The organism is Magnetospirillum sulfuroxidans (genome assembly GCF_018224925.1).
Taxonomy (GTDB): domain Bacteria; phylum Pseudomonadota; class Alphaproteobacteria; order Rhodospirillales; family Magnetospirillaceae; genus Magnetospirillum; species Magnetospirillum sulfuroxidans.
This window is the reverse complement of record NZ_JAGTUF010000017.1, coordinates 1-24,085: the sequence shown is the minus strand read 5'-3', so window position 1 is coordinate 24,085 and position 24,085 is coordinate 1. Positions and strand designations below refer to the sequence as shown.

Sequence of the window (24,085 nt, the reverse complement as noted above, 5' to 3'; positions counted from 1 at the left end):
CACCTTCGGGCACCGTCCAGTTGATGTTCTGGGTCGGGTCCTTGATGTCGCAGGTCTTGCAGTGGACACAGTTCTGGGCATTGATGCGCAAGGCCGGGCCGTCGACGATTTCATAGACGCCAGCCGGGCAATAACGCTGTTCCGGCGCGTCGTACAGGGCCAGATTGACGCTGATCGCCACGCCCTCATCCTTCAGCTTTAGATGCGCCGGCTGGTTTTCTTCGTGGTTGGTGTTCGAGATGAACACGCTCGACAGCTTGTCGAAGCTGATCACATTGTCAGGCTTGGGATAATCGATCTTGGGATAATCCTTGGCCTTGCCCAATTGGTCGTGATCGGCATGGATCTTAAAGGTCCACGGCGCCTTGCCCTGGAACAGATAGGTGTCCAGCGCCGACCAGGCGATGCCGACCCACAATCCCTTGTGGAAGCTGGGGCGGATGTTGCGGACCTTGTGCAGTTCCGACCACAGCCATGTCTGCTTCAGCTCACGCGGATAGGCATAGGCTTGATTGCCCGAGCCGTCGGCCAGCAGGGCGGCAACCGATTCGGCGGCGACCATGCCCGATTTCATCGCCGTATGGCTGCCCTTGATCTTGGGGACATTCAAGAAGCCGGCGGTATCGCCGATCAGCAGGCCACCGGGGAAAGTCAGTTCCGGCACCGATTGGATGCCGCCTTCCGAGATCGCCCGCGCGCCATAGGCGATGCGTCGGCCGCCTTCGAAGGTGGAGCGGATCGCCGGATGAGTCTTGAAGCGCTGGAATTCGTCGAACGGCGACAGATGCGGGTTCTTGTAATCCAGGCCGATGACGAAGCCGACCACCACCTGATTGTCTTCCAGGTGATAGAGGAACGAACCGCCATAGGTGTTGGCGTCCAGCGGCCAGCCGACGGTGTGGACGATCTTGCCCTGGCTGTGCTTGGCCGGGTCGATTTCCCACAATTCCTTGATGCCGATGCCATAGGTCTGCGGATCGCAATCCTTGCGCAGGTCGAATTTCTCGAACAAGGTCTTGGTCAGCGAACCGCGGCACCCTTCGGCGAAAATGGTCTGACGGGCATGCAATTCCATCCCCGGCGTGTAATTGGCGGTGGGCTCGCCATCCTTGCCGATGCCCATGTCGCCGGTGGCCACGCCCTTGACCGAACCATCTTCATGATACAGCACTTCCGAGGCGGCGAAGCCGGGGTAAATCTCGACCCCCATCTCTTCCGCCTGACCGGCCAGCCAGCGGCAGACATTGCCCAAGCTGATGATGTAATTGCCATGGTTGTTCATCTGCGGCGGCGTCGGCAGCTTGAACGATTTGGACTCGGTTAGAAACAAGAACGAATCGTCCTTGGCCGGGCAATTCAGCGGTGCGTCGCGGTCGCGCCAATCGGGCAGCAATTCGTCCAGTGCGCGGGTTTCGAACACCGCGCCGGACAAAATATGCGCCCCGACCTCAGAGCCTTTTTCCAGCACGCACACCGAAAGCTCCGGGTTTACCTGCTTCAGACGGATAGATGCCGCCAGACCCGCAGGTCCGCCGCCAACGATCACAACGTCGAATTCCATCGCTTCGCGTTCCATGTCGTCCTTACCCCTGACCGGCGCCGCCCTTCCGGCGCGAAGTGTGACAATCGAGGTCGCCTCTATAGCACAGGATTTCGTGAAGATACGAATCCTTCAAACACCACCGCTGTTCGTGATATTTTGTTAGCCATCATGCCCCTTGATCATTCCCCCTTCGATTTGCTGCGCTGGTACATGGATGCCGGTGCCGATGAAGCCATCGGCGAAATACCCGTCGACCGTTTCGCCATGGCGGCGAAACCGCCGCCGCAACCGGTGCGGCCGGTCGCCATGCCCGCCACGGCCTTGCAGCAGCCGCTCCCGGCCTTGGTTCCGGCCGGCCGCCGCTCCGCCCATGATGGCGGCACCGCCGCCCACGAGGCGGGGCAATGTCACGATCTGGCGCAATTGCGCCAGGCGCTCGAAGCCTTTGACGCTCTGCCGTTGAAGCGAACGGCCATGAACACGGTGTTCGCCGACGGCAATCCGGAAGCCGAAATCATGTGCATTGGCGAAGCTCCTGGCCAGGAAGAAGACCGCCAGGGGCTGCCTTTTATTGGCAAGTCCGGCAAGTTGCTGGACCGCATGCTGGCCTCTATCGGTCTGGACCGCACCAACACCTATATCACCAATGTGGTGCCCTGGCGGCCGGTGGACAATCGCAAGCCAAGCCCGGATGAAATCGCCGTTTGCCTGCCCTTCATCACCCGTCACATTGAATTGGTCGACCCCAAGCTGCTGATCCTGTTTGGCGGCGCCGCCGCTTCGGCGCTGCTGGCGCGGCATGAAGGCATCAACCGCTTGCGCGGGCGCTGGTTCGACTATTCCTCGCCCGGCCTGCCCCGCCCCGTGCCGGCCATGGCCACCTTCCACCCTGCTTATCTGCTGCGGACCCCGGCGGCCAAGCGCGACGCCTGGCGAGATCTGCTGACGATCCGCAAACGCCTGGACGGACATTCCTGATGTTGCGGCGCAGCATTTGGTTAAGTTATTGATTTTTAATGATAAACAAGCTTTTAGCCATATTTTCCCAGTATCTTTGCTTGCTTTTCCCCCCAGAGGTCATTTATAAAACCGTCCAGCATGTTCGATATTTCCGATAACAACACGAGAGGTCCGGCCTTGCGACACAGGCTCCTCCCGGTGCTGACGGCAGTCATCCTGAGCGTTTCCGCACCGGCTATCGCCGGCGAAAAAATCGCCCAGGCCGATCTAGCGGATTCATCCGCCGCCGAAGGCACCCGCACCGCTGCGGTGATGCCAGGCATCGGACGCGAGGCCCGCATTGCGCCCTTGCCCCGCCCCCTGTCCACCGAAGACGCTGCTGTTTATTCCCGCATCTTCAAGATGCAGGCTGGCGGCCAATGGGCCGCCGCCGATCGCGAACTCGGCAAGGTCAGGGACAGCGTCCTCAAGGGCCATATTCTCGCCCAACGCTACCTGCAATCGGGGTATCGCCCCAAATATCAGGAATTGCGGGCATGGATGGCTGAAAACGCCGATCTGCCGCAATCCGAAGCCATTTACAAGCTGGCCACCGCCAAGGGCATGAAGGGCTTTGGCGCCATCAAGCCGCCGGTCAAGGGGGCGCTGAAGGGCACCGGGATCGACACCTCGGATGACGGCGCCAACTGGGAAGGCACCAGCTTCAACAGCGAAAGCGGTTCCCCCCGCATCAAGGCGCTGAAGACTAAATTCCGTCAGTTGTTGCGCCAGGACAAGGGCTCGGCGGCGTTGGCTCTGCTGACCGGCTCGGAAGCCGGCATTCTCGACCGCATGGACGTGGACGAGATGAAGACGCTGATGGCGTCCGATCATTTCGCCAGTGGCCGTGATGCCGAAGCCGCCGTTTGGGCGGCGCAAGCGGCCGAACGGTCGGGGGCCGAGCTGCCCTCCGCCCATTGGATCGCCGGTCTGGCGCAATGGCGTCTGGGCAAGCCGGAACTGGCCCGCCGTCACTTTGAAGCCGTCGCCAACGCCGATACGCAATCCTCGTGGATGGTATCCGCCGGCGCTTTCTGGGCGGCGCGCGCCAATCTGGTGTCGCGTCGGCCGGAAGTGGTGAACCACTGGCTTGAAATCGCCGCCACCTATCCGCGCACCTTTTATGGCATGTTGGCCCGGCAAACCCTGGGCTACGAAACCTTGTTCTCGTGGGAATCGCCGCCTTTCACCGAGGCCGATGCCGATATGCTGATGCGGGCGGGCGGCACCCGCCGCGCCCTGGCCTTGCTGCAAGCCGGCGAAACCGAACTGGCCGAGGATGAGTTGCGCAAAAACTATCCGCGCGCCACCAAGGCCCTGCGTCAGTCCATGATGGTGCTGGCCCATGTGGCCGAGATGCCCGGCTTGGCCGTGCGCCTGGGCGGCATGGCCCCGGGTCTGCTGAACGACGCCGCCGCCTTCCCCTTGCCCGATTGGACCCCCAAGGGCGGCTGGCAGGTGGATAAGGCTCTGGTTTTCGCCTTCGTCCGTCAGGAATCGTCGTTCAACCCCAACGCCCGCAGCGGCGCCGGGGCCTCGGGTCTGATGCAGTTGATGCCGGCCACGGCCGCCGCCATCGGCGGCCGCGCCGCCCGCGACAGCCTGCATGTTCCCGAAACCAATCTGGCCCTGGGGCAGAAATATCTGAGCAAGCTGATGGCGGAAGATCCGGTGAACGGCAATCTGCTGCTGCTGGCCGCTGCCTATAACGCCGGCCCCGGCAAGCTGGGTCAGTGGCTGTCGACCATCAAGTACAACGATGATCCGCTGCTGCTGATCGAGGCGCTGCCGTCACGGGAAACCCGCGGTTTCGTTGAACGGGTGATGACCAATTTCTGGATCTATCGCTCGCGCATGGGCCAGACGTCGCCGTCGCTGGACGCGGTCGCCGCCGGCGTGTGGCCGGTTTACGAAGGCATGGACCTCGTGACCAAACGCAAAGGCGCCAAAAGTTAAATTCCAGATCGCGTTTCTGGATCATGGGGGCTTCGGCCCCCTTCCTTTTTGTCGCTTTCCTTTTTTTCGGGAGCGTGCTTTCTCTTGCTCCCAATCTCCGCTGTGGTATGAAGCCTCCCATGCATATCCTGGAATTCGAAAAGCCCATCGCCGAGCTTGAAGGCAAGATCGAGGAACTCCGTCACCTGACCGATGGCGGCGATGTCAATATCGCCGACGAAGTGGGGCGGTTGCAGATCAAGGTCGATAAGCTGTTGCGCTCGACCTTCGCCAAGCTGACGCCGTGGCAAAAGACGCAAGTCGCCCGCCATCCCGATCGTCCCCATGCGCTGGATTATATCCGGGCGCTGATCACCGATTTCACGCCGTTGGCCGGCGACCGCTGCTTTGGTGAAGACAACGCCATCATCGGCGGCCTGGGCCGCTTTCGCGGTCAGTCGGTGATGGTGCTGGGCCACGAAAAGGGCCACGACACCGAAACCCGTCTCAAGCACAATTTCGGCATGGCCAAGCCCGAAGGGTATCGCAAGGCCACCCGGCTGATGGAAATGGCCAACCATTTCCAGATTCCGGTGCTGTCGCTGGTCGATACCGCCGGCGCCTATCCCGGCGTCGATGCCGAGGCGCGCGGACAGGCCGAGGCGATTGCCCGATCCATCGAAACCTGCCTGGACATCCGCGTCCCCTTCATCACCACCATCATCGGTGAAGGCGGATCGGGCGGCGCCATCGCCTTGGCTTCGGCCAACACGGTGTTGATGCTGGAACATTCCATCTATTCGGTCATCAGCCCCGAAGGCTGCGCGTCGATCTTGTGGCGTTCGGGCGAGAACGCCAAGGACGCGGCCGAGGCCTTGCGCCTGACCGCCCAAGACCTGCACAAGCTGGGCGTCTGCGACGCTATCATCGAGGAACCGTTGGGCGGCGCCCATCGCAACCGCCAACAGATGATGCAAAGCCTGTCGGCGGCACTGGATGGCGCTCTGCGCTCTTTGGTCGGCACCGAAGGTGGTGTGTTGCGGGCGCGGCGGCGGGAAAAGTTCCTGGCCATGGGCCGGGGCGGTCTGGCCTGATCCAACCTCAAGGTGGCGCCATGAATGCGGTCCCCGAACTGGCGGTCGTTGTTCCGGTTAAAAACGAAGCCGACAATATTTTGCCCCTGGTGAGCGAGATCCACCATGCCTTGGATGGCGTGGTGGAATTCGAAATCATCTATGTCGATGACGGTTCGACCGACACGACCGCGCAAAAATTGGCCGAAGCGCGGCAAAGCTTCCCCCGCCTGCGCTTCCTGCGCCACCGGGTGAGTTGCGGTCAAAGCCAGGCCATCGCCACCGCGGTCAAGCACGCCCAGGCGCCGCTGATCGCCATGTTGGATGGTGACGGCCAGAATGATCCGGCCGACTTGCCCAACATGCTGGCCCGCTGGCGGGCCGAGCCGCCGGCAACGCGGGAAAAGCTGCTGATCGCCGGCTGGCGCGCCAACCGCAAGGACACCTCGTCGCGGCGCTGGGCGTCGAAAGCCGCCAACGCCATTCGCGCTTGGGCCTTGAAGGACAACACCCCCGATACCGGCTGCGGTTCCAAATTGTTTTCCCGCGCCCTGTTTTTGGATTTGCCGCGCTTCGATCACATGCACCGCTATCTGCCGGCGCTGACCATCCGTGCCGGCGGCAGCGTCGAATCGGTGGTGGTTAATCACCGTTCGCGCGGGGCCGGCGCTTCCAATTACAGCAATCTTCGGCGTGGTCTGGTCGGCGTGCCCGATCTTTTGGGGGTGATGTGGCTGATGCGTCGCTCTCGCAACCCGGTCGTCGAAACCCCAACGCAATGAGTTCGGGCGTGAGCGCCAAGCGTCATCCCCTGCTGGATCCTCGGGTGCTGCTGCGCGGTCTGATCCTGATCGTGACCTTGGCGCTGGTCGGCTTCCTGATGGAAGGAATCGGCTTGCGTTCCATGTTCGATTCCGCTTGGGTCGATCATGAAATCCGGGGGCGTGGGCTGTTGGGCGAAGGCCTGTTCCTGTTGGCCGGCGCCGCCGTCGTCGCCCTGGGCTTGCCGCGTCAGGCGGTGTGTTTTCTTGGCGGCTACGCCTTCGGCTTTGCCTTTGGCACCCTCTTGGCCTTGCTGGCCACGTTGCTGGGCTCGGTCTCGGTTTTCTATTACGCCCGGTTCATGGGGCGCAGCTTTCTGATCCGTCGCTTTCCTGGTCAAGCCAAGCGCCTGGATGAAATGCTGTCCGGCAACCCGCTGGTCGCCGCCTTGATCTTGCGTCTGTTCCCGCTGTCCAACGGCTTGGCCGTCAATATCGGCGCCGGCGTGTCGGGGGTGCGGGCCATGCCGTTCTTCACCGGCTCGTTGCTGGGCTACCTGCCGCAGACGGTGATTTTCACCTTGTTGGGCGGCGGCATGCAATTGGCCCCGATCGCCAATACCATCATCTCGGTGGCCCTGTTCGTGGTATCGTCGGTGCTGGGATTTTGGCTGTGGCGGCGGTACCGCGCCAGCCACGGCCTATCCGAGGATGAAGGCGAGGAAACGACATCGTGACGCACCGTTCGGCAGCCCTGTTGATCGCCCTTGTCGCCTTGACAGCCTGCCAAACGGTGGAGCCCGCAGCCCCCCCCACCACCATTCCGGTGGCGGCCGTGGCCGAAACTCCCCATGCGGCGGTGGCAACAATCGAACGGTCACGCCGCGATTCCAATCGTGACGACATCCTCCAATCCCTGGTCAGCCGCAAGATCAAGGAGCTTGACCGCACGGCCTTTCGCGGTGTCACCGTCGATGTATGGGGCGGCCGCGTCTTGTTGATGGGCGCCGTGATCAAGCCGGAAAACCGCCGTCATGCCGAACAGCAGGCGGCATCGGTGTCCGGCGTCCGCCGGGTAACCAACGAGCTGATCCTGGCCGAGGACAGGGCGCTGGACCTGTTCGTTCCCAACACCGCCAAGGAAGAGCAGGTGCGCCGCGAATTGGGGATCGAGGGCAAGGCCGGACTGACCGTTCACGTCATCAACAACGTCGCCTTTTTGTTGGGCGGCGCCGCCGACCCGACCCAGGCCGAAGCCTTGCGCAATGACGCCGGCGAAATCGACGGGATCAAGTGGGTGGTTGCCCATCTCGACGGCGCGCAATAAAAAAGCCCGGAAAAATCCCAGGCTTTTTTATCTTCAATGGCGGCGGTTCAGATGAACTTGACGTCCACCACTTCATACGATTTCGAACCGCCTGGCGCCGTCACCTCGACGGTGTCGCCGATATGTTTGCTGATCAAGGCACGAGCCAGCGGTGAATGCACCGACATCCGGCCCGACTTGATATCGGCTTCGTGAGCGCCGACGATGGTGTAGACCACCTCTTCGTCTGAATCTTCATCGGCCAGGGTGACGGTGGCGCCAAAGCGCACCTGATCCCCGGACATCGACGCAATGTCGATGACCTGGGCCCGGCTGATGACGTCTTCCAACTCGGCGACACGACCTTCAATGAAGCTCTGGCGCTCGCGAGCGGCGTGGTATTCAGCGTTTTCCGACAGATCGCCGTGTTCGCGTGCCTCGGCGATGGCTTTAATCACCGCCGGACGCTCCACCGCCTTCAGATTCCGCAACTCATCCTCCAGCACGGTCAATCCGGCCGGAGTCATCGGGATTTTTTCCATTCCTTCAAAGCCCCCGCATCAGAACGAACTCTTAAAGTACGATTGCAGCGGCGCAACATCAAGCGCTCCGCGCTTCAAGGCGGCGATCGCTTCAACCGCCGCCTGGGCACCGGCCACCGTGGTGAAGTGGGGTATGTTGTATTGCAGGGCCGAACGGCGGATCGAGAACGAGTCCTTGACCGCCTGACTGCCCTCGGTGGTGTTGACCACCAACTGGATCTGGCCGTTGGTCATGGCATCGACGCAATGCGGCCGGCCTTCCAACACCTTGTTGACCACGGCGACGGTGCAGCCGAAATCGCGCAGGGTGCGGGCGGTGCCCTCGGTGGCCATCAGGTTGAAGCCCATGGCTTGTAATTTGCGCCCGACCTCGATCATCGCCGGCTTGTCGCCTTCGCGCACCGAGATGAACACCGTTCCCTGAATCGGCAACACCGTGCCGGCCCCCAGCTGCGCCTTGGCGAAGGCCAGGGCGAAATCCTTGTCGATACCCATGACCTCGCCGGTCGACTTCATTTCCGGGCCGAGCAGGATATCGACGCCGGGGAAGCGGGCGAAGGGGAACACCGCTTCCTTGACCGCCACGTGATCCAGCTTTTCTTTTTTGATGTTGAAGCTGGCCAGGGTTTCCCCGGCCATGACCCGCGCCGCGATCTTGGCGATGGGGATGCCGGTGGCCTTGGCGACGAAGGGCACCGTGCGCGAGGCGCGCGGGTTGACCTCGAGGATATAGATGACCCCGTCCTGAACCGCGTATTGCACGTTCATCAGGCCACAGACGTTCAAGGCCTTGGCCAGGGCGACGGTCTGACGCTCCAACTCGGCGATGGTGGCGTCATCAAGCGAATAAGGCGGCAACGAGCAGGCGGAATCGCCGGAATGAATGCCGGCTTCCTCGATGTGCTGCATGATGCCGGCGACGAAAACGTCGGTGCCGTCGGCCAGGGCGTCGACATCCACTTCGATGGCGTTTTTCAGATAGAAGTCGATCAGCACCGGGTCCTTGCCCGACACCACCACCGCTTCCTTCATATAGCGTTCCAGCGCCTCGTGGTCGTAGACGATCTGCATGGCGCGGCCGCCGAGGACGAAGCTGGGGCGGATGACCACCGGATAGCCGATGCGGTCGGCCACCGCCTTGGCCTCGTCAAGCGAGCGGGCGGTGCCGTTGGGCGGCTGCTTCAAGCCCAATTCGTGCAGCAGCCCCTGGAAGCGTTCGCGGTCCTCGGCCAGATCGATGCTGTCGGGGCTGGTGCCCAAGATGGGAATGCCGGCGTCTTCCAAGGCGTGGGCCAGCTTCAACGGCGTCTGGCCGCCGAACTGGACGATGCAGCCAAGCACGCGGCCGCGGGCCTGTTCCTTGCGCACCAGCTCGATCACCGTTTCGGCGGTCAGCGGCTCGAAATACAGGCGGTCCGAGGTGTCGTAATCGGTGGAGACGGTTTCCGGGTTGCAGTTGACCATGATGGTCTCTTTGCCGGCATCGTCCAGGGCGTAAGCGGCGTGGACGCAGCAATAATCGAACTCGATGCCCTGGCCGATGCGGTTGGGACCGCCGCCCAGGATGATCACCTTGTCACGATCAGAGACGTCAGCCTCGCATTCGGCCGGATTGATGCCGTCGCCTTCGTAACACGAATACATATAGGCGGTCGAAGACGGGAATTCGGCGGCGCAGGTGTCAATGCGCTTGAACACCGGCTTGACGTTCAAGACCTCGCGGCGGAAGGCGGTCTCGGTCAGGGTCTTGCCCGACAATTCCGACAGACGCTGATCCGAGAAACCCATCTTCTTCAAGGCCAGCAGGCCGGGGGCGTCGATGGGCAGGCCCTTGGCGCGGACCTGTTCCTCGGCGACGACGATGGCCTTGATCTGCTCCAAGAACCACTTGTCATAGGAACAGGCGGCGTTGATTTCATCGACGCTCAGCCCCAGGCGGAAGGCCTGGGCGATGACCAGCAGGCGATCATGACGCGGGGTGGCCAGGGCCTTCTTCACCGCCGCCTTGCGATCGGCGGCAGAGGTTCCGGGAATTTCCACCTCGTTCATGCCGGTGAGGCCGGTCTCCATCGAGCGCAAGCCCTTTTGCAAGCTCTCCTGGAAGGTGCGGCCGATGGCCATGGCCTCGCCCACAGACTTCATCGAGGTGGTCAGGTTGGGATCGGCGCCGGGGAACTTTTCAAAGGTGAAACGCGGAATCTTGGTGACGACGTAATCGATGGTCGGCTCGAAACTGGCGGGCGTCACCCCGGTGATGTCGTTGGCCAGTTCGTCGAGCGTGTAGCCGACGGCCAGCTTGGCGGCGATCTTGGCGATGGGGAAGCCGGTGGCCTTGGAGGCCAGCGCCGACGACCGCGACACCCGCGGGTTCATCTCGATGACGGTCATGCGGCCGTCCTTGGGATTGACCGCGAATTGCACGTTCGAGCCGCCGGTATCGACGCCGATCTCGCGCAGCACCGCCAAGCTGGCGTTGCGCATGATCTGGTATTCCTTGTCGGTCAGCGTCAGGGCCGGGGCGACGGTGATGGAATCGCCGGTATGCACGCCCATGGGGTCAATGTTTTCGATGGAACAGATGATGATGCAGTTGTCCTTTTTGTCGCGGACAACCTCCATCTCATACTCTTTCCAGCCCAGCACCGATTCTTCCACCAGCACTTCATGCACCGGAGAGGCGGCCAAACCGCCGGAAACGATGTTTTCGTATTCTTCGATGTTATAGGCGATGCCGCCGCCGGTGCCGGCCAGGGTGAAGCTGGGACGGATGATCGCCGGCAAGCCGACGAATTCCAGCGATTCGCGCGCTTCTTGCAGCGTGCGGACGACGCGGGATTTGGGGCTGTCCAGGCCGATCTTGTCCATGGCGTCGCGGAACAGCAGGCGGTCTTCGGCCTTGGCGATAACGTCGCGCTTGGCGGCGATCATCTCGACACCGTACTTTTCCAAGGTGCCGTCATCGGCCAGCTTCATCGCCGTGTTCAGCGCGGTCTGCCCGCCCATGGTCGGCAGCAGCGCGTCGGGCCGTTCCTTGGCGATGATCTTGGCCACCACTTCCGGGGTGATCGGCTCGATGTAAGTGGCGTCGGCCAGACCGGGGTCGGTCATGATGGTGGCCGGGTTCGAGTTCACCAAGATGACCCGATAGCCTTCTTCCTTCAGCGCCTTGCACGCCTGCACGCCCGAGTAATCGAACTCGCACGCCTGACCGATGACGATGGGACCGGCACCGATGATCAGGATGGATTTGATGTCTGTACGTTTGGGCATGGCGGCGAGCTTTCAATAGAACTTTTATTTATAAGGGGCGGTCCAACACGAATCATACAAACCGTTCGCGTTCATCCGTATCCTTCAATCCACTTATTTCGACTGGGCGATCATCTCGACGAAGCGGTCGAACAGATAATGGCTGTCCATCGGCCCCGGGCTGGCTTCCGGGTGGTACTGGACGGAAAATACCGGCTTGCCGGTGACCTTGATGCCTTCGACCGATTTGTCGAAAAGCGAGCGGTGGGTGACCTCTACCCCGGCCGGCAGCGATTCCTCATCGACGACGAAGCCGTGGTTCTGGCTGGTGATTTCCACCTTGCCGGTTTCCAGATCCTTGACCGGATGGTTGGCGCCGCGATGGCCGGTATCCATCTTGAAGGTCTTGGCCCCCAGGGCCAAAGACAACATCTGATGGCCCAGGCAGATGCCGAACAACGGCGTGCCGGCCTTGATCACGCCTTGGATCATGGGGACGGCGTATTCACCGGTGGCCGCCGGATCGCCGGGGCCGTTGGACAAAAAGACACCGTCGGGCTGGTGACGCAGCACGTCCTCGGCCGTCGACTTGGCCGGCAAGACGGTGACCTTGCAGCCGGCGCTGGCCAGACAACGCAAGATATTGCGCTTGGCGCCGTAATCGATGGCGACGACGTGGAATTTGGGTTCGGCTTGGGTGCCATAGCCCTGGCCCAACGCCCATTCGGTCTCGTCCCAGGCGTAACCTTGGGTGCACGACACGTCGAGCGCCAGATCCATGCCTTCCAGGCCGGGCCAGGATTGGGCCATCCGCCACGCGGCCTTCAGATCGACATTGCCGTCTTCGGCGTGGACGACGACGCCGTTGGGGGCGCCCAAGTCACGGATGCGCCGGGTCAGGGCGCGGGTGTCGATGCCGGACAGGCCGATCATGTTGTAGGACTTGGCCCAGGCGTCCAGATGCTTGGCGGCGCGCCAATTGGCCGGGTCGGTGATGTCGGCGCGCACGATCAGCCCGCGCGCGGCCGGGGTCACCGTCTCGATATCCTCGACGTTGGTGCCGACGTTGCCGATATGGGGGAAGGTGAAGGTGATGATCTGGCCGGCGTAAGACGGATCGGTCAGGGTTTCCTGATACCCGGTCATGGCGGTGTTGAACACCACTTCGCCCACCGACAGGCCGGTGGCGCCGAAGCCCTTGCCCCACAGCACGGTGCCGTCGGCCAGGACCAGGGCGGCGGTGGCGCCCGGCGGACGCGGGATATCGAAGGCGGGCTCCGCGGCGTGGTTCGGCATGATTGTCCTTTTTAATCGCTGTCGTCCCGGCGGCGGAACGAAGGTGTCTATAAATATGCGCGAGGCCGCACACCAACGCGAGGACTCACCCGCTACTTCAGGCGATGTCCTCCGGCGGGACCTTGGCGGCCCAAGATGCGGTAGGTAAACGGGCGCTTCTTATAGAAAACCGCGGCCGCCGTCAAGACTTTGCCGGTTGAAAACAAAACATAAGGATTTCAACCGGCTAATTCGTTGCCTTCGCCTGTGATTCCGGCTAACGTTCTCGCTTGCCCGCGTCCGGGGGGAACGGGTTTTCTGGGGAGGCTCCATGCTGCGCACGCAGCTCAACGACACATTGAAGTCCGCCATGCTGTCCAAAGACAGCCGGGTGGTATCCACCGTTCGCCTGATCCTCGCGGCCCTCAAGGACCGTGACATCGCCGCGCGCTCGCGCGCCGTGATGGATGGTATCAGCGACGATGAAATCTTGCAGATGCTGCAATCCATGATCAAACAGCGGCGCGAAAGCATCTCGCTATATGAGCAAGGCGGCCGGCTTGAGCTGGCACAGCAGGAACAAGATGAAATCGCCATCATCGAACGCTTCTTGCCGCAGCAGTTAAGCGAGGCGGAAATGACCGATGCGGTCAGCGCCATCATCGCCGAGCTGGGTGCCGGCGGCATCAAGGATATGGGCCGGGTGATGGCCACCTTGAAGGAACGTCACGCGGGCACCATGGATTTTACCAAGGCCAGCGCTTTGACCAAGAAGCTGCTGGGCGGCTGATCCCGCCCTTGGGGTCGCCGCGTCGGAGGATTCGGCACCATGGCCTTCCCGCCTCAATTTTTGGATGAGCTGCGCGCGCGCGCCTCGCTGGTTGGCGTGGTGTCGCGCCGGGTCAAGCTGATCAAAAAGGGGCGGGAATTCCACGGGTTATGTCCGTTCCACAATGAAAAAAGCCCCAGCTTCACCGTCAACGAGGAAAAGGGCTTTTTCCACTGCTTTGGGTGCGGCGCCCATGGCGACGCCATCGGCTTCGAGATGCGCGCCCATCACCTTGGCTTCACCGAGGCGGTGGAGCGGCTGGCGGCGGAATGCGGGCTGGAAGTGCCCAAGGCGACGCCGGAAGAACGCCGCATCGAGGCCAAGCGCGCCAATTATCACGACGCGATGGAAGCCGCCTGCCGTTTTTTCGAAAAGCAATTGCGCGCCCCATCCGGCCGCGACGGCCTTGCTTATTTGCGTGGCCGGGGCCTGACCGAGGACACCATCGCCGGCTTTCGCTTGGGCTGGGCGCCGGATTCGCGCGAAGCCCTGAAAACGGCGCTGATGAGCGAAGCCTGCCCGGAATCGCTGCTGATCGAAGTCGGATTGTTGAAGAAGCCCGATACGGGCGGGGGCGGCGAAACGGCGATGCCGGCGCGGAGCAGCGCCAGTTTCGATTTTTTTCGCGGCCGGGTGATGTTCCCGGTGACCGACCGCCGTGGCCGGGTGATCGCCTTTGGCGCTCGCACCTTGGGCGACGGCCAACCGAAATACCTGAATTCGCCCGATACGCCGCTGTTCCACAAGGGCAGCACCCTGTACGGCCTGGCCCATGCCCGCGAAACCGCGCGCGAACGCAATCTGGCCATGGCGGCCGAAGGCTATATGGATGTCATCGCCTTGCATCAGGCCGGGTTTACCTTTGCCGTCGCCCCCTTGGGCACCGCCTTGACCGAAGCGCAGATCGAAGAATTGTGGCGTTTGGCCGATGAACCCATCTTGTGCTTCGATGGCGACAATGCCGGCCAACGGGCGATGGCGCGGGCGGCCGAACGCGGCCTGCCCATCTGCAAGCCGGGCAAGTCGTTGCGCTTCGCCATCCTGCCCGCCCCCGAAGACCCGGATTCGCTGATCAAGGCCAAGGGGGCGGCGGCCATGCAAGCGGTGCTGGACGCGGCCCAGCCTTTGGTCGAGGTGATCTGGCGACTGACCACCGAGAACCGCCCCATCGACACCCCGGAACGCCGCGCCGCCGTGGAAAAGGATTTCAAGGACAAGGCCTTCGCCATCACCGATGAAACCGTGCGGTGGCAATATCTGTCGGCTTTTCGCGAAAAAATGCGGGCCCTCACCCGGCCGGTCTGGACCCCCCAGGCCAAGGGCGGCTTTGGCGGTCAGGGCCGCCGCGCCGATTTCAAGCGACGCCCCGGCGACCCGCCCTTGCGCGGCATCGACGGTCGCTTGCCCGGCGCCGGCAAGCCATCGCCGCCGCAAACCGACGATGCCGTCTGGTTGCGGCGGGCCGAGGCCAAATTGCTGTCCCTGTTGATCGCTCATCCCCCCTTGGTCGATCAGGTGTTCGAGAGCGTGGGAGAGATCGGCTTTTCCGACAAGAACCTTGACAATCTAAGACGCGGGATTCTAAAGCACTTGCAAACTGTTCATGACCTTGACTCGGACCAACTTCGCGCCCATCTATGCGCAGATGGTCTGGGCGCCGGGCTTGACGCCCTGATGGATACCGATGAATTCAAGATCGGGCGACCGGAGACGATAACCGAGGCGCGACAGCACTGGGACCGTCACTTCAAACGATACGCCTGGAAAAGAGGTTTATCCGACGATATCGGCCACGCTGCCCAGCAATTGGCGCAGCAGATGTCGATGGATGTTTTTGACCGCTTCGCCGCCCTTAAGGAAGTGGGTCGCGCCATCGCCAAGGATGACGACGACAACGAAGGCGGGTTCTGATATTTTCCACCCGCGCCGCGCCCCAAGGGGGGCTTGGTGGCGCGGGTCAGCGCATTAGGAGCAACGGGTTAATGGCGACCAAACCGCAAAACACCGCCGAAGTGAATGAAGGCCAGGAAGAGAACCTGGATGGTCCGTTGCTGGACGCCTTGGGCGTCGCCGTCAAGAAGATGGTCACCCGCGGGCGCGAGCGTGGCTACGTCACCTATGACGAGTTGAACGCCGCCCTGCCGCCCGACGAAGTGTCGTCGGAACAGATCGAAGACACCATGGCCATGCTGTCCGAAATGGGCGTCAACGTGGTGGAAAACGAAGAGGCCGAGGAAACCGTCGCCGTCGAGACCGAGGAGGAGGAGACCGAAACCAACTCCGCCGCCGGCAATGTCGACGAAGAGGATCTGGGCCGCACCGACGATCCGGTGCGCATGTATCTGCGTGAAATGGGCTCGGTCGAATTGCTCTCGCGCGAGGGCGAAATCGCCATCGCCAAGCGTATCGAAGCCGGCCGCGAGATGATGATCGGTGGTATCTGCGAAAGCCCGCTGACCATCCGCGCCGTGGTCGAATGGCACGACGCCCTGCATAACGGCCGCATGCTGCTGCGCGACATCATTGACCTGGACGCCACCTATGGCGCCGGCCCCGGCGGCGAATTGTCGGAAGAGGAAATGGAAGCCGGTCCGCCCGAAGTCGCGCCGGCCGTGGCGACGCCCGAGGGCGAAGAGGCCGAGACTGAGGGCGGCGAAATCCGTGACCCCAACGCCCCCGAGGCGGAAGGCGAAGGCGAAGGCGACGCGGAAGAAAACTCCATCTCGCTGGCCGCCATGGAAGCCCAGCTGATGCCGCAGGTTCTGGAAACCTTCGAAGCCATCGCCGCCAATTTCCTGCGCATGGAAAAGCTGCAAAAGGACCGGATGGCCGCTCTTTCCAAGGGCGACACCGTGTCGGCGGCGACGGAAAAGAAATACGACAAGCTGAAGGCGGAAATGGTCCGCCTGATGGAAGACGTGCACCTGAACAACGCCCGCATCGAATTGCTGGTGGAACAGATGAACGGCTTGAACAAGCGCTTGATGGGCTTTGAAGGCCGGCTGCTGCGTCTGGCCGAATCGTGCAAGGTCAAGCGTCAGGATTTCCTCGACAGCTATTTCGGCTCGGAACTGGACCCCAACTGGTTGGAAACCGTCGGCGTCAAGTCCAAGCACTGGAAGGATTTCTCGGAAAAGCACCGGCGCGATGTTGGGGATATCCGGACCCAGATCGGCGTGGTCTCGGCCGAAGCCGGCCTGCCGATCACCGAATTCCGCCGCATCATCCAGACGGTGCAGCGTGGCGAGCGCGAAGCCAGCAAGGCCAAGAAGGAAATGATCGAGGCCAATTTGCGTCTGGTCATCTCGATTGCGAAGAAATACACCAATCGCGGCCTGCAATTCCTTGATCTGATCCAAGAAGGCAATATCGGTCTGATGAAGGCGGTCGATAAGTTCGAATACCGCCGTGGCTATAAATTCTCCACCTACGCCACTTGGTGGATTCGCCAGGCCATCACCCGCTCCATCGCCGATCAGGCCCGCACCATCCGCATCCCGGTGCACATGATCGAGACCATCAACAAGCTGGTCCGCACCTCACGCCAGATGCTGCACGAAATCGGCCGCGAGCCGACACCAGAGGAATTGGCGGAAAAGCTGTCCATGCCGCTGGAAAAAGTGCGCAAGGTGCTGAAAATCGCCAAGGAACCGATCTCGTTGGAAACCCCCATCGGCGACGAGGAAGACAGCCACCTGGGCGATTTCATCGAAGACAAAAACGCCGTATTGCCGTTGGACGCGGCGATTCAGGCCAATTTGCGCGAAACCACCACCCGCGTGCTGGCCAGCCTGACCCCGCGCGAAGAACGCGTGCTGCGCATGCGCTTTGGCATCGGCATGAACACCGATCACACCTTGGAAGAAGTCGGCCAGCAATTCAGCGTGACGCGCGAACGCATCCGCCAGATTGAAGCCAAGGCCTTGCGCAAGCTCAAGCATCCGTCACGCTCGCGCAAGCTGCGCAGCTTCCTCGACACTTAGGATCATTTACGCTATCAAAATCCCCCTGCTGGGAATGCCGGCAGGGGGATTTGTCACAGGTGGGGCCTGTAGCTCAATGGTTAGAGCCGGCCGCTCATAACGGTCTGGTTGCAGGTTCGAGTCCTGCCGGGCCCACCAGACCCTGCAAAATCAATGACTTAGCCTTGACGAACCCCTGGTGGGACATCAAGGTGGAACATTGGCTTTGCACGCTCCCGCCTATCTGCATGTCTCGCGGCACCGGGTCTTTTACCTGCGTTGGCCGCTGCCCAAGGCCCTGCATCCCCAGGGCAGGGCTTCCACGGTCAAGGTGTCGCTGGAAACCCGTGATAAGCGGCGGGCCTTGCAACTGGCTCGATCCTTGGGATACTCAGCGGAACGCTTGATCGCCAAGGGAGCCGCAACGGGCATGACATACGAGGACATCCGCGCCGCGATCAAAGAACATTTCCGGGCGATGCTGGAGCGCAGGAAGGCTGGGATGGCCGCTGAAGGCCGTCTGGACGCGGAAGCGGTCAGGATGCTCCAGAGCAGCCTGAGGACCGCCCAGGACGCCCTGGAACGGGATACGCCGCTCTCCTTGGCCGACGAAAACGACGATGAGCTTCTGGGCCGCTTCATCGGCCTCTATGGCCTTCCCATCCAGAAAGGTTCCCCGGCCTATCGGCAGTTGGAAGTGGAATTTAAGCGGGGCTGGCGGGACCACTGCGAGGCAGTGCTGGAACATGACAAGGCTTTCGACAAGTTCACGTTCGGCACAGCCGACGAAGGGCAAAGCCTCCCCAAGGCCCCCGTTACGCCAATAGCCACCCTGCGGGAAGTTGGCGAACGCTACATTGAAGAAAACATTCGAGGCGACCGTTGGGCCAAGAAGACCGAATTTGAGAAGGGAGACCACATCGCCCTGCTGTACGAAATCCTGGGGGCCGAAACCGATATCCGCGCCGTGACTGCACCCAAGGCCCGCGAAGTGAAGGAAACGCTTCTGGCTTTTCCCAAGAACCGTAACAAGAACCCGAAGACCAAGGGACTATCGCTGGCAGAAGCCATTGTCGCTCCGGGCATAGAAAAGCTGAACGTCCAGACCATCAACAAGTACCTTGCCACCTATGCCGGACTGTTCATCTGGGCCAAGAACAATGGGTATGTGGACGATGCCGTGTTCTCGGGCTTTACCATTCGCCAGACCAAGAAACCGGGCAAAGGTGGACGAGACGCCTTTTCAGCCGATCAGGTCAGCACCATGCTGGCTGAACTGGTTCACAACAAGACCGGACTGATCCACAAGGACTATCAGAAGTGGGGGCCGCTTATCGGGCTGTACACCGGGGCCAGACTCAACGAGATTTCACAAATCCACTTGTCCGACATTCGCAAGGAGCAAGGCATATGGTGCTTTGACGTGAATGACGACGATGACGGGAAGCAACTCAAAACCGGAGCATCCAAGCGGCTGGTGCCGATCCATTCCCGATTGATCGATCTTGGCTTGCTGAAGCATGTGGAGGCCATGCGCGAGAAGGGGGCGAAGAAGCTGTTCCCGGATTTCTCGTACTGCCCCAAGAATGGCTGGGGATGCTCATTGGGTCGATGGTTCAACGACACTTTTTTGAAAAAGATTGGCCTGACCGATAAGGGTTTGGTTTTCCATAGCCTGCGGCACACTGTGGTAACATTCCTAATGCAGGCCAATATCCCCGAGCCCATCGTTAAAGCCATCATCGGACATGCCCAGGCTGGTGTTACTCAGCAGAACTACTTCAAGGACGGATACACCCTGCGGCAGTTGTCGGATGCTTTGGAACATCTGCACTGGCCTGAATTATAATCCATATTATTGAACCGGAAATCCGACATAATTATGCGAAGCGGTAGTTAAATCATCTTCTTTTCCAAGTTCCCCCGTAGCCCATCTTGTCGCTGCGGAGATGTCGTGGCGCTGGAGAAAGCTGCCGGGGCAGAATGTGGGCGAATCGAACTGGACCAGGGCATAACCGGCATGATGCCATTTCTGGATGATATCTGTTTGGTTTCATAGGCTTGCCTGGAAAAGCCAAGGGGCCTCACATAGTCCCTTCCTAATGGACAAGAAAGCGCGTCTATCGTAGCGAAGATCGGAGATCGAAGCGGAGATAGTGTTGAGCCAGCATACCCCAGCACTATTGGGATGATGCGAAGCCCAAGCGGAGCATCAGACCACAGGTGAATACCAGATAACTAACATGGTTATGAACCAAGTTTATACCCGTATTAACTACATGATATTCGATCACGTAGCGAAGCGAGGTGACTAATCGAGGAACGAGATTAGGAACGTGATCATTTAATCAGTAGCTATACAGTTTATATACAGGGGGTAGGGGGGCTTTTGCTTTTATTAGATAAACCGCATATCGATGATTGGGTTATCTATCTGTTTTGCCTACCGGGCAGAGACCTCCCGCCTGATTATGCCATCGCGGCCCGCCAAGGCATCCAGGACGCCCGAAGGACGGTGGGCGGCTACATGGCACCCGCCACCCTCTTGCCCGCCACGGGCTCCCGGAGAGGGTTTTTAGCCCTGGATTGACAGCAAATCATCCTAATCTAGGCCAGATGACAAAGGATCAGCAGCTATAGCATCAAGTACCCTATAAACGGATGCACGACCAATCTTAAGCCTTGAAGCTATCTCGGTAGCACCAAGCCCCTCTTCCTTCAGCCTGCGCACTTCCAGTACGTCGATACTCTGCTTTCGTCCCTTATAGACACCTGCCGCCTTGGCTTTGGCTATGCCTTCCGCCTGCCTCTCTTTCCGCAAGTTCGTCTCGAACTCCGCAAAAACTCCTAACATGTCAAGAAAGGCCTTACCCGCTGCCGTACTGGTATCGACAGATTGCAGCGTGGCCCGGAGGTTCACACCCCTGACCTTCAAGCCCCGAACTATGTCCTGAAGATCACCGATGGAGCGGGCAAGGCGATCAATGCGGGTGACAACCAGAGTGTCACCCTCCCGGATGAACTGAAGCAGACGCTCCAACTCTTGCCGCCCTTCGCGGCTGGTGCCCGTCACCTTCTCCGACACCACCAGATCACACCCCGCCGCTTTCAGGGCCTCTTCCTGAAGTGTCAGGTCTTGGTCAGTGGTCGAAACCCTGGCGTATCCGTACAGCATGGCGTCCCCGCAATGTCTCGTTTAACTCAAGACATTGAAGCTGTAGCGTCTTATTGCGCCAAAAGCAACCCTATTGAGACGCGGCAAACGTCTCGCCGCACCGTCTTGCTGCGGTATACCCATTCAAGCCACACCGGGGCAGGCACGCTTACGACCGCCCCTCAGTGGCCGCTGCACAGCGACGACGATAGTGGGCAAAGAAGACCATTGCCGCACCAACGTCGATCACAAACCAAAACCCACGCCCAAGATGCACAGGAAGAATGGGGTTAAAAAGAATGGCCATAAGCAAAAAACCGTAAGACCATGCATACATTCGCCCCGCAGCTTTGCGCTCATGAACAACAATGATAATTGATACGACAAATACGATAGCACGAATAATTGTGTAAGCACCATATGGCAGTGGAATTGCAGCGACCATCAAGGCGGCCATCGCCACTTTCCACATAGTTGGATTTAACGGCAATCTTTCATACATAGCCAACACACCAACAATAGTTAAGTCCCGCAAATAGCCTTACTGAGGCGTCCCACCAAGATGGTGGCTTACCGGTGTGAATGGACAAAAAAAGTCCATTGTTAAAACTTAAGGTCTGTAATTTTGACATTTTTCAAAATATAAGCAGCAAGGCCGTTCGGGTTAACCCTGTCATTAAAAGCTTGGCGAATGCCGTGATCATCAGCGAACTGTAGCCAGTGCATTCCACCTTTTACGCTACAAGGATCAAGTCTCTTTACTTCATCAATATACATTTTGAAGTAGTCATCAAAACTCATATTTAGATTATTATCTGACTTGTCTTTCTGGTAATCATATAGTTTGCCTACGGCATCATGGACTTTTGAGAGGTGGTCAATAGAAATGCCGCTCTCATAGGCAACAAGGACAGCTTCATTCTGAAGCGCCTCTCGTTCTTCACCTTCGGCCCATTGGCATGGCTCGCTCACACGCTTAACCACCATGAAGTCATCATCACTACGAACATTGTGGTGAAGCGCCACAAATGATATAGCAAAGAAGAAGATTGCGACTGGCGGAAGTGCCGCCATCAGGCCAAATATCAAAAGAACCAATAGCCACGGATGCTTTCGCAACACCGGCATAAGGCGCATAAATGCCAACATCTTCATTCCGGCATTCCAGGAAGAACTAAGAAACCTATCCGCAACCGGGATAAGGTCAGAGGCGGCCTGCGCCATATCTTTCAGAGGATTGCCGCCAGACATCCAACACCACCTTTGTTCATTCGCATAGTGCAATGCACATCCAACTCAAACTCGCCACTATGCAATATACCCGCATAGCGGGCCATCACACACAAGCCCTAAGCCTCCATCACCGAGCATGAGCCCTAGCGATGGGAACCGAGTTGCCTGCCGGACTGGCAGCATATCTCGTTTTACTACGCACCATGTCGCGCAGTCAACGCGCTGGTTCTTGCCAGATACGCAGCACTTTACTATTCAGTTGCGCAGAAAAGTGACCCTGCAAATCTCCGGCTCACAAGGCAGGAGACAGCCCATGTCACACCCACCCGCAGCAATCGGCCAAAGACTTCGTAAGGTTCGGGATGATCTGGGACTTACACAAACCGAGATGGCAAGCCGGGTAAGTGTTTCCCCTCGCACTTGGCAAAGCTGGGAACGCGCAGAATACTACCCCACTGCCGAAGCATTGCGCTTCCTGGCAGAACAGGGCGTAGATGTGAATTGGGTGCTGACTGGCAACATGGCGCTGCCTACCCAGGCCTCTACGCAAGATGGCGCGTCATCCAGCATCGTTGTATCCGCCAAGGAACGTGGCCGTGTCGATCCTGGCGAACTGGTCATAGACATCCTGACCCCGCTACTGCGCCAAGCAGTGGACGACGCAAAGAAGGTCGAGGACATTGATTGGCTGGCGACGGCGACCAAGTTCGCCATGCAATACGCTCTGAAGTACGCCGAGCGGCAACGCCGATAGCCCTTTTCCCAATCAACCGCCCCAGAACGCCGCTGACAGCCCTCGGCCTTGCCGGATGCCCGATAGCGACGGAATCGAATCGCCCGCTCCACGCCCCGGAAAACGGCCCTTGGCTTGGACGGGCTTAACGGCTATCAGTGGAACATGGAAGGGGAACACGATGCTCCCCTCCCGCCTAGGGTTTCCAAGGTTTCTGCGACTTTGCTAATATGGTGGACGCTCCTGCCGGGCCCACCAATCTTTTCAATGGCTTGGTTGATTCCTCGTCGCCAACACCTCGCTCCGTAAGTGCTCTGTAAGTGCAGCGCTCTCGGGCAAACCCACGCGACGCGGCACGAATGCCTGCGGACAGTCTTGGCCCTTCCATTGCCTCAAAGCGCGGTCATACTATCGGTCGATCCAGTGTTCTGAAGGCCAGAACGCAGAAAAATGGGAAGCCGAAGCCATGGCAACGAAGATAGCTGTCATTGGATCACGCCGGTTTAGCCGTCCCGATCTGGTCGAGGATTTCATTGCCGGGCGAAGCAGCGACGATACCGTGATTTCCGGCGGGGCTCCGGGGGTCGATACCGTGGCTGCGGAGGCTGCCCACCGGCACAACCTCCGTTCCATTGTCTTCGCCGCCGACTGGGATGCCCATGACCGGTCCGCCGGTCCGATGCGCAACCTTCAGATCGTCGAGGCTGCTGATGAGGTGGTTGCGTTCTGGAATGGGACGAGCCGCGGCACGCTGAACACGGCCATACAAGCCCTGGCCGCAGGAAAAGCTGCTACCGTGATCGCCGAGGATGGGGTGGCGCTAAAACTGTCCGCTGTCTTGAACGCGGCGAAAGAACGCGGTGTGATCGCTTCCATTCGGGCGGCAGATCCAGATAGCAATCCTGAAGAAGCGATTATTCTGGCCTCGCTGGCACAGGTGCTGGCACCAAAGTGGCGAGGTGCTATCGAAGAGATCGCTGTCGTTTATGGTGCAGCCCAACTTCTGGATGGCGTGCACCTGTTGGATACCAGACCATATGCCGACGGTTGGGGACGTTTCTTGCCGCGCCCTGAGCGGGGAGACTTCGCCGAGTGGGTTCGTTGTAACGCCGTTGCCCAGTTGGCTGGATCAGTTGGAACCGGCGAGGCACTGCTGCAAGTGAATGCCCGTGAGGCCTACTCCTTCGCATGCCGGCCGTCCTTTGCCGGACCATCATTGATCCGCATTGCGGACCACAATGGCCGCCTCCTGCTCAACGGCTTCCTTGGAGGACATTCCACAGAGCCCCGTGTCGGAAGTCTTTTCCATAAGATTGACGCTGCCGACTGGGCGCAATTGCGTGAGCAGATCGCCAAGATGGACCTGTGGGGACACACCGACACTGATCCCCCCCAGGGATTGGATGGTGAAGTCTGAACCGCCCCGGGTTTGCCGGAGGCCATTTGGTTTGAGTTACGCGGCCACGGGCTGGCGAGCCAGCATGGCGTAAT

Annotated in this window: 19 protein-coding genes and 1 tRNA gene; 13 read left to right on the top strand and 7 right to left on the bottom strand. The window is 60.2% G+C overall.

Annotated features, from left to right (window positions below; all coding sequences use genetic code 11):
- Positions 1-1,576 (bottom strand): electron transfer flavoprotein-ubiquinone oxidoreductase (locus tag KEC16_RS15265; RefSeq protein ID WP_211550480.1); only part of this gene is annotated, 1,576 nt, incomplete at its 3' end.
- Between the two features lie 135 nt (positions 1,577-1,711).
- On the opposite strand from KEC16_RS15265, the gene KEC16_RS15260 reads away from it, so the two are divergent.
- From KEC16_RS15260 to KEC16_RS15235, 6 genes are all read left to right on the top strand, one after another.
- Entirely contained in the window at positions 1,712-2,521 is an 810-nt protein-coding gene (locus KEC16_RS15260; protein WP_211550479.1) for a uracil-DNA glycosylase, read from the top strand.
- 180 nt (positions 2,522-2,701) lie between these two features.
- Entirely contained in the window at positions 2,702-4,498 is a 1,797-nt protein-coding gene (locus KEC16_RS15255; RefSeq protein WP_346344099.1) for a transglycosylase SLT domain-containing protein, read from the top strand.
- Between the two features lie 119 nt (positions 4,499-4,617).
- Positions 4,618-5,571 (top strand): acetyl-CoA carboxylase carboxyltransferase subunit alpha, encoded by a 954-nt coding sequence (locus KEC16_RS15250; protein ID WP_211550475.1) that lies wholly within the window; start codon positions 4,618-4,620, stop codon positions 5,569-5,571.
- A 20-nt stretch (positions 5,572-5,591) separates the two neighbouring features.
- On the top strand, positions 5,592-6,332 hold the full coding sequence (locus tag KEC16_RS15245) for a glycosyltransferase family 2 protein (RefSeq protein WP_211550473.1): 741 nt from the start codon (positions 5,592-5,594) through the stop codon (positions 6,330-6,332).
- An 8-nt stretch (positions 6,333-6,340) separates the two neighbouring features.
- A complete protein-coding gene (locus KEC16_RS15240; RefSeq protein ID WP_211550471.1) occupies positions 6,341-7,048 on the top strand; it encodes a TVP38/TMEM64 family protein in 708 nt (235 codons plus the stop codon).
- Positions 7,045-7,638 carry a BON domain-containing protein gene (locus KEC16_RS15235; protein WP_211550469.1) on the top strand — a complete coding sequence of 198 codons (594 nt, stop codon included), beginning with the start codon at positions 7,045-7,047 and terminating at the stop codon, positions 7,636-7,638. The genes KEC16_RS15240 and KEC16_RS15235 overlap by 4 nt, the downstream gene beginning before the upstream one ends.
- Positions 7,639-7,685: 47 nt before the next feature.
- Here KEC16_RS15235 and greA read toward each other — a convergent pair whose 3' ends face one another.
- The 3 genes from greA to carA form a co-directional block, all read right to left on the bottom strand.
- Positions 7,686-8,159 (bottom strand): transcription elongation factor GreA, encoded by a 474-nt coding sequence (gene greA / locus KEC16_RS15230; protein ID WP_211550467.1) that lies wholly within the window; start codon positions 8,157-8,159, stop codon positions 7,686-7,688.
- A gap of 18 nt (positions 8,160-8,177) precedes the next feature.
- A complete protein-coding gene (gene carB / locus KEC16_RS15225; RefSeq protein ID WP_211550465.1) occupies positions 8,178-11,429 on the bottom strand; it encodes a carbamoyl-phosphate synthase large subunit in 3,252 nt (1,083 codons plus the stop codon).
- Positions 11,430-11,522: 93 nt separating this feature from the next.
- Positions 11,523-12,704 (bottom strand): glutamine-hydrolyzing carbamoyl-phosphate synthase small subunit, encoded by a 1,182-nt coding sequence (carA, locus tag KEC16_RS15220; RefSeq protein WP_211550463.1) that lies wholly within the window; start codon positions 12,702-12,704, stop codon positions 11,523-11,525.
- Positions 12,705-13,014: 310 nt separating this feature from the next.
- Between carA and KEC16_RS15215 the strand changes: the two genes are divergently transcribed.
- The 5 genes from KEC16_RS15215 (at position 13,015) to KEC16_RS15195 (ending at position 19,323) form a co-directional block, all read left to right on the top strand.
- Positions 13,015-13,473, top strand: a complete 459-nt coding sequence (locus KEC16_RS15215) for a GatB/YqeY domain-containing protein (RefSeq protein WP_211550461.1) — start codon at positions 13,015-13,017, stop codon at positions 13,471-13,473.
- A 39-nt stretch (positions 13,474-13,512) separates the two neighbouring features.
- Complete coding sequence (gene dnaG, locus KEC16_RS15210; RefSeq protein WP_211550459.1) at positions 13,513-15,423, top strand: DNA primase; 1,911 nt, start codon at positions 13,513-13,515, stop codon at positions 15,421-15,423.
- 71 nt (positions 15,424-15,494) lie between these two features.
- Positions 15,495-17,495, top strand: coding sequence for an RNA polymerase sigma factor RpoD (gene rpoD / locus KEC16_RS15205; protein ID WP_211550457.1), 2,001 nt, complete (start codon positions 15,495-15,497; stop codon positions 17,493-17,495).
- A gap of 62 nt (positions 17,496-17,557) precedes the next feature.
- Positions 17,558-17,633: transfer RNA gene (locus tag KEC16_RS15200), tRNA-Ile, on the top strand.
- A 61-nt stretch (positions 17,634-17,694) separates the two neighbouring features.
- The gene (locus KEC16_RS15195; RefSeq protein WP_211550455.1) at positions 17,695-19,323 is read left to right on the top strand and encodes a site-specific integrase; all 1,629 of its coding nucleotides are present in this window, start codon (positions 17,695-17,697) and stop codon (positions 19,321-19,323) included.
- 753 nt (positions 19,324-20,076) lie between these two features.
- Here the strand turns inward: KEC16_RS15195 and KEC16_RS15190 are convergent.
- The 3 genes from KEC16_RS15190 to KEC16_RS15180 all read right to left on the bottom strand — a co-directional run bounded on the left by KEC16_RS15190 (position 20,077) and on the right by KEC16_RS15180 (position 21,879).
- Positions 20,077-20,649, bottom strand: coding sequence for a recombinase family protein (locus tag KEC16_RS15190; RefSeq protein WP_211550453.1), 573 nt, complete (start codon positions 20,647-20,649; stop codon positions 20,077-20,079).
- A 148-nt stretch (positions 20,650-20,797) separates the two neighbouring features.
- Positions 20,798-21,085 (bottom strand): DUF6804 family protein, encoded by a 288-nt coding sequence (locus KEC16_RS15185; RefSeq protein WP_211550451.1) that lies wholly within the window; start codon positions 21,083-21,085, stop codon positions 20,798-20,800.
- Between the two features lie 146 nt (positions 21,086-21,231).
- Positions 21,232-21,879 (bottom strand): hypothetical protein, encoded by a 648-nt coding sequence (locus KEC16_RS15180; RefSeq protein WP_211550450.1) that lies wholly within the window; start codon positions 21,877-21,879, stop codon positions 21,232-21,234.
- A 295-nt stretch (positions 21,880-22,174) separates the two neighbouring features.
- On the opposite strand from KEC16_RS15180, the gene KEC16_RS15175 reads away from it, so the two are divergent.
- Positions 22,175-22,615: a helix-turn-helix domain-containing protein gene (locus KEC16_RS15175; RefSeq protein ID WP_211550448.1), complete on the top strand. Its 441-nt coding sequence runs from the start codon at positions 22,175-22,177 to the stop codon at positions 22,613-22,615.
- A gap of 445 nt (positions 22,616-23,060) precedes the next feature.
- Positions 23,061-24,011, top strand: coding sequence for an SLOG family protein (locus KEC16_RS15170; RefSeq protein WP_211550446.1), 951 nt, complete (start codon positions 23,061-23,063; stop codon positions 24,009-24,011).
- Positions 24,012-24,085 lie beyond the last annotated feature (74 nt).

What these genes read in the sequence shown, in the direction of transcription:
- KEC16_RS15260 (WP_211550479.1), top strand. Translation starts at nt 1,712, where the DNA reads ATGCCCCTTGATCATTCCCCCTTCGATTTGCTGCGCTGGTACATGGAT.
- KEC16_RS15250 (WP_211550475.1), top strand. Translation starts at nt 4,618, where the DNA reads ATGCATATCCTGGAATTCGAAAAGCCCATCGCCGAGCTTGAAGGCAAG.
- KEC16_RS15245 (WP_211550473.1), top strand. Translation starts at nt 5,592, where the DNA reads ATGAATGCGGTCCCCGAACTGGCGGTCGTTGTTCCGGTTAAAAACGAA.
- greA (WP_211550467.1), bottom strand. Translation starts at nt 8,159, where the DNA reads ATGGAAAAAATCCCGATGACTCCGGCCGGATTGACCGTGCTGGAGGAT.
- carB (WP_211550465.1), bottom strand. Translation starts at nt 11,429, where the DNA reads ATGCCCAAACGTACAGACATCAAATCCATCCTGATCATCGGTGCCGGT.
- carA (WP_211550463.1), bottom strand. Translation starts at nt 12,704, where the DNA reads ATGCCGAACCACGCCGCGGAGCCCGCCTTCGATATCCCGCGTCCGCCG.
- KEC16_RS15215 (WP_211550461.1), top strand. Translation starts at nt 13,015, where the DNA reads ATGCTGCGCACGCAGCTCAACGACACATTGAAGTCCGCCATGCTGTCC.
- dnaG (WP_211550459.1), top strand. Translation starts at nt 13,513, where the DNA reads ATGGCCTTCCCGCCTCAATTTTTGGATGAGCTGCGCGCGCGCGCCTCG.
- rpoD (WP_211550457.1), top strand. Translation starts at nt 15,495, where the DNA reads ATGGCGACCAAACCGCAAAACACCGCCGAAGTGAATGAAGGCCAGGAA.
- KEC16_RS15190 (WP_211550453.1), bottom strand. Translation starts at nt 20,649, where the DNA reads ATGCTGTACGGATACGCCAGGGTTTCGACCACTGACCAAGACCTGACA.
- KEC16_RS15185 (WP_211550451.1), bottom strand. Translation starts at nt 21,085, where the DNA reads ATGGCCGCCTTGATGGTCGCTGCAATTCCACTGCCATATGGTGCTTAC.
- KEC16_RS15180 (WP_211550450.1), bottom strand. Translation starts at nt 21,879, where the DNA reads ATGTCTGGCGGCAATCCTCTGAAAGATATGGCGCAGGCCGCCTCTGAC.
- KEC16_RS15175 (WP_211550448.1), top strand. Translation starts at nt 22,175, where the DNA reads ATGTCACACCCACCCGCAGCAATCGGCCAAAGACTTCGTAAGGTTCGG.
- KEC16_RS15170 (WP_211550446.1), top strand. Translation starts at nt 23,061, where the DNA reads ATGGCAACGAAGATAGCTGTCATTGGATCACGCCGGTTTAGCCGTCCC.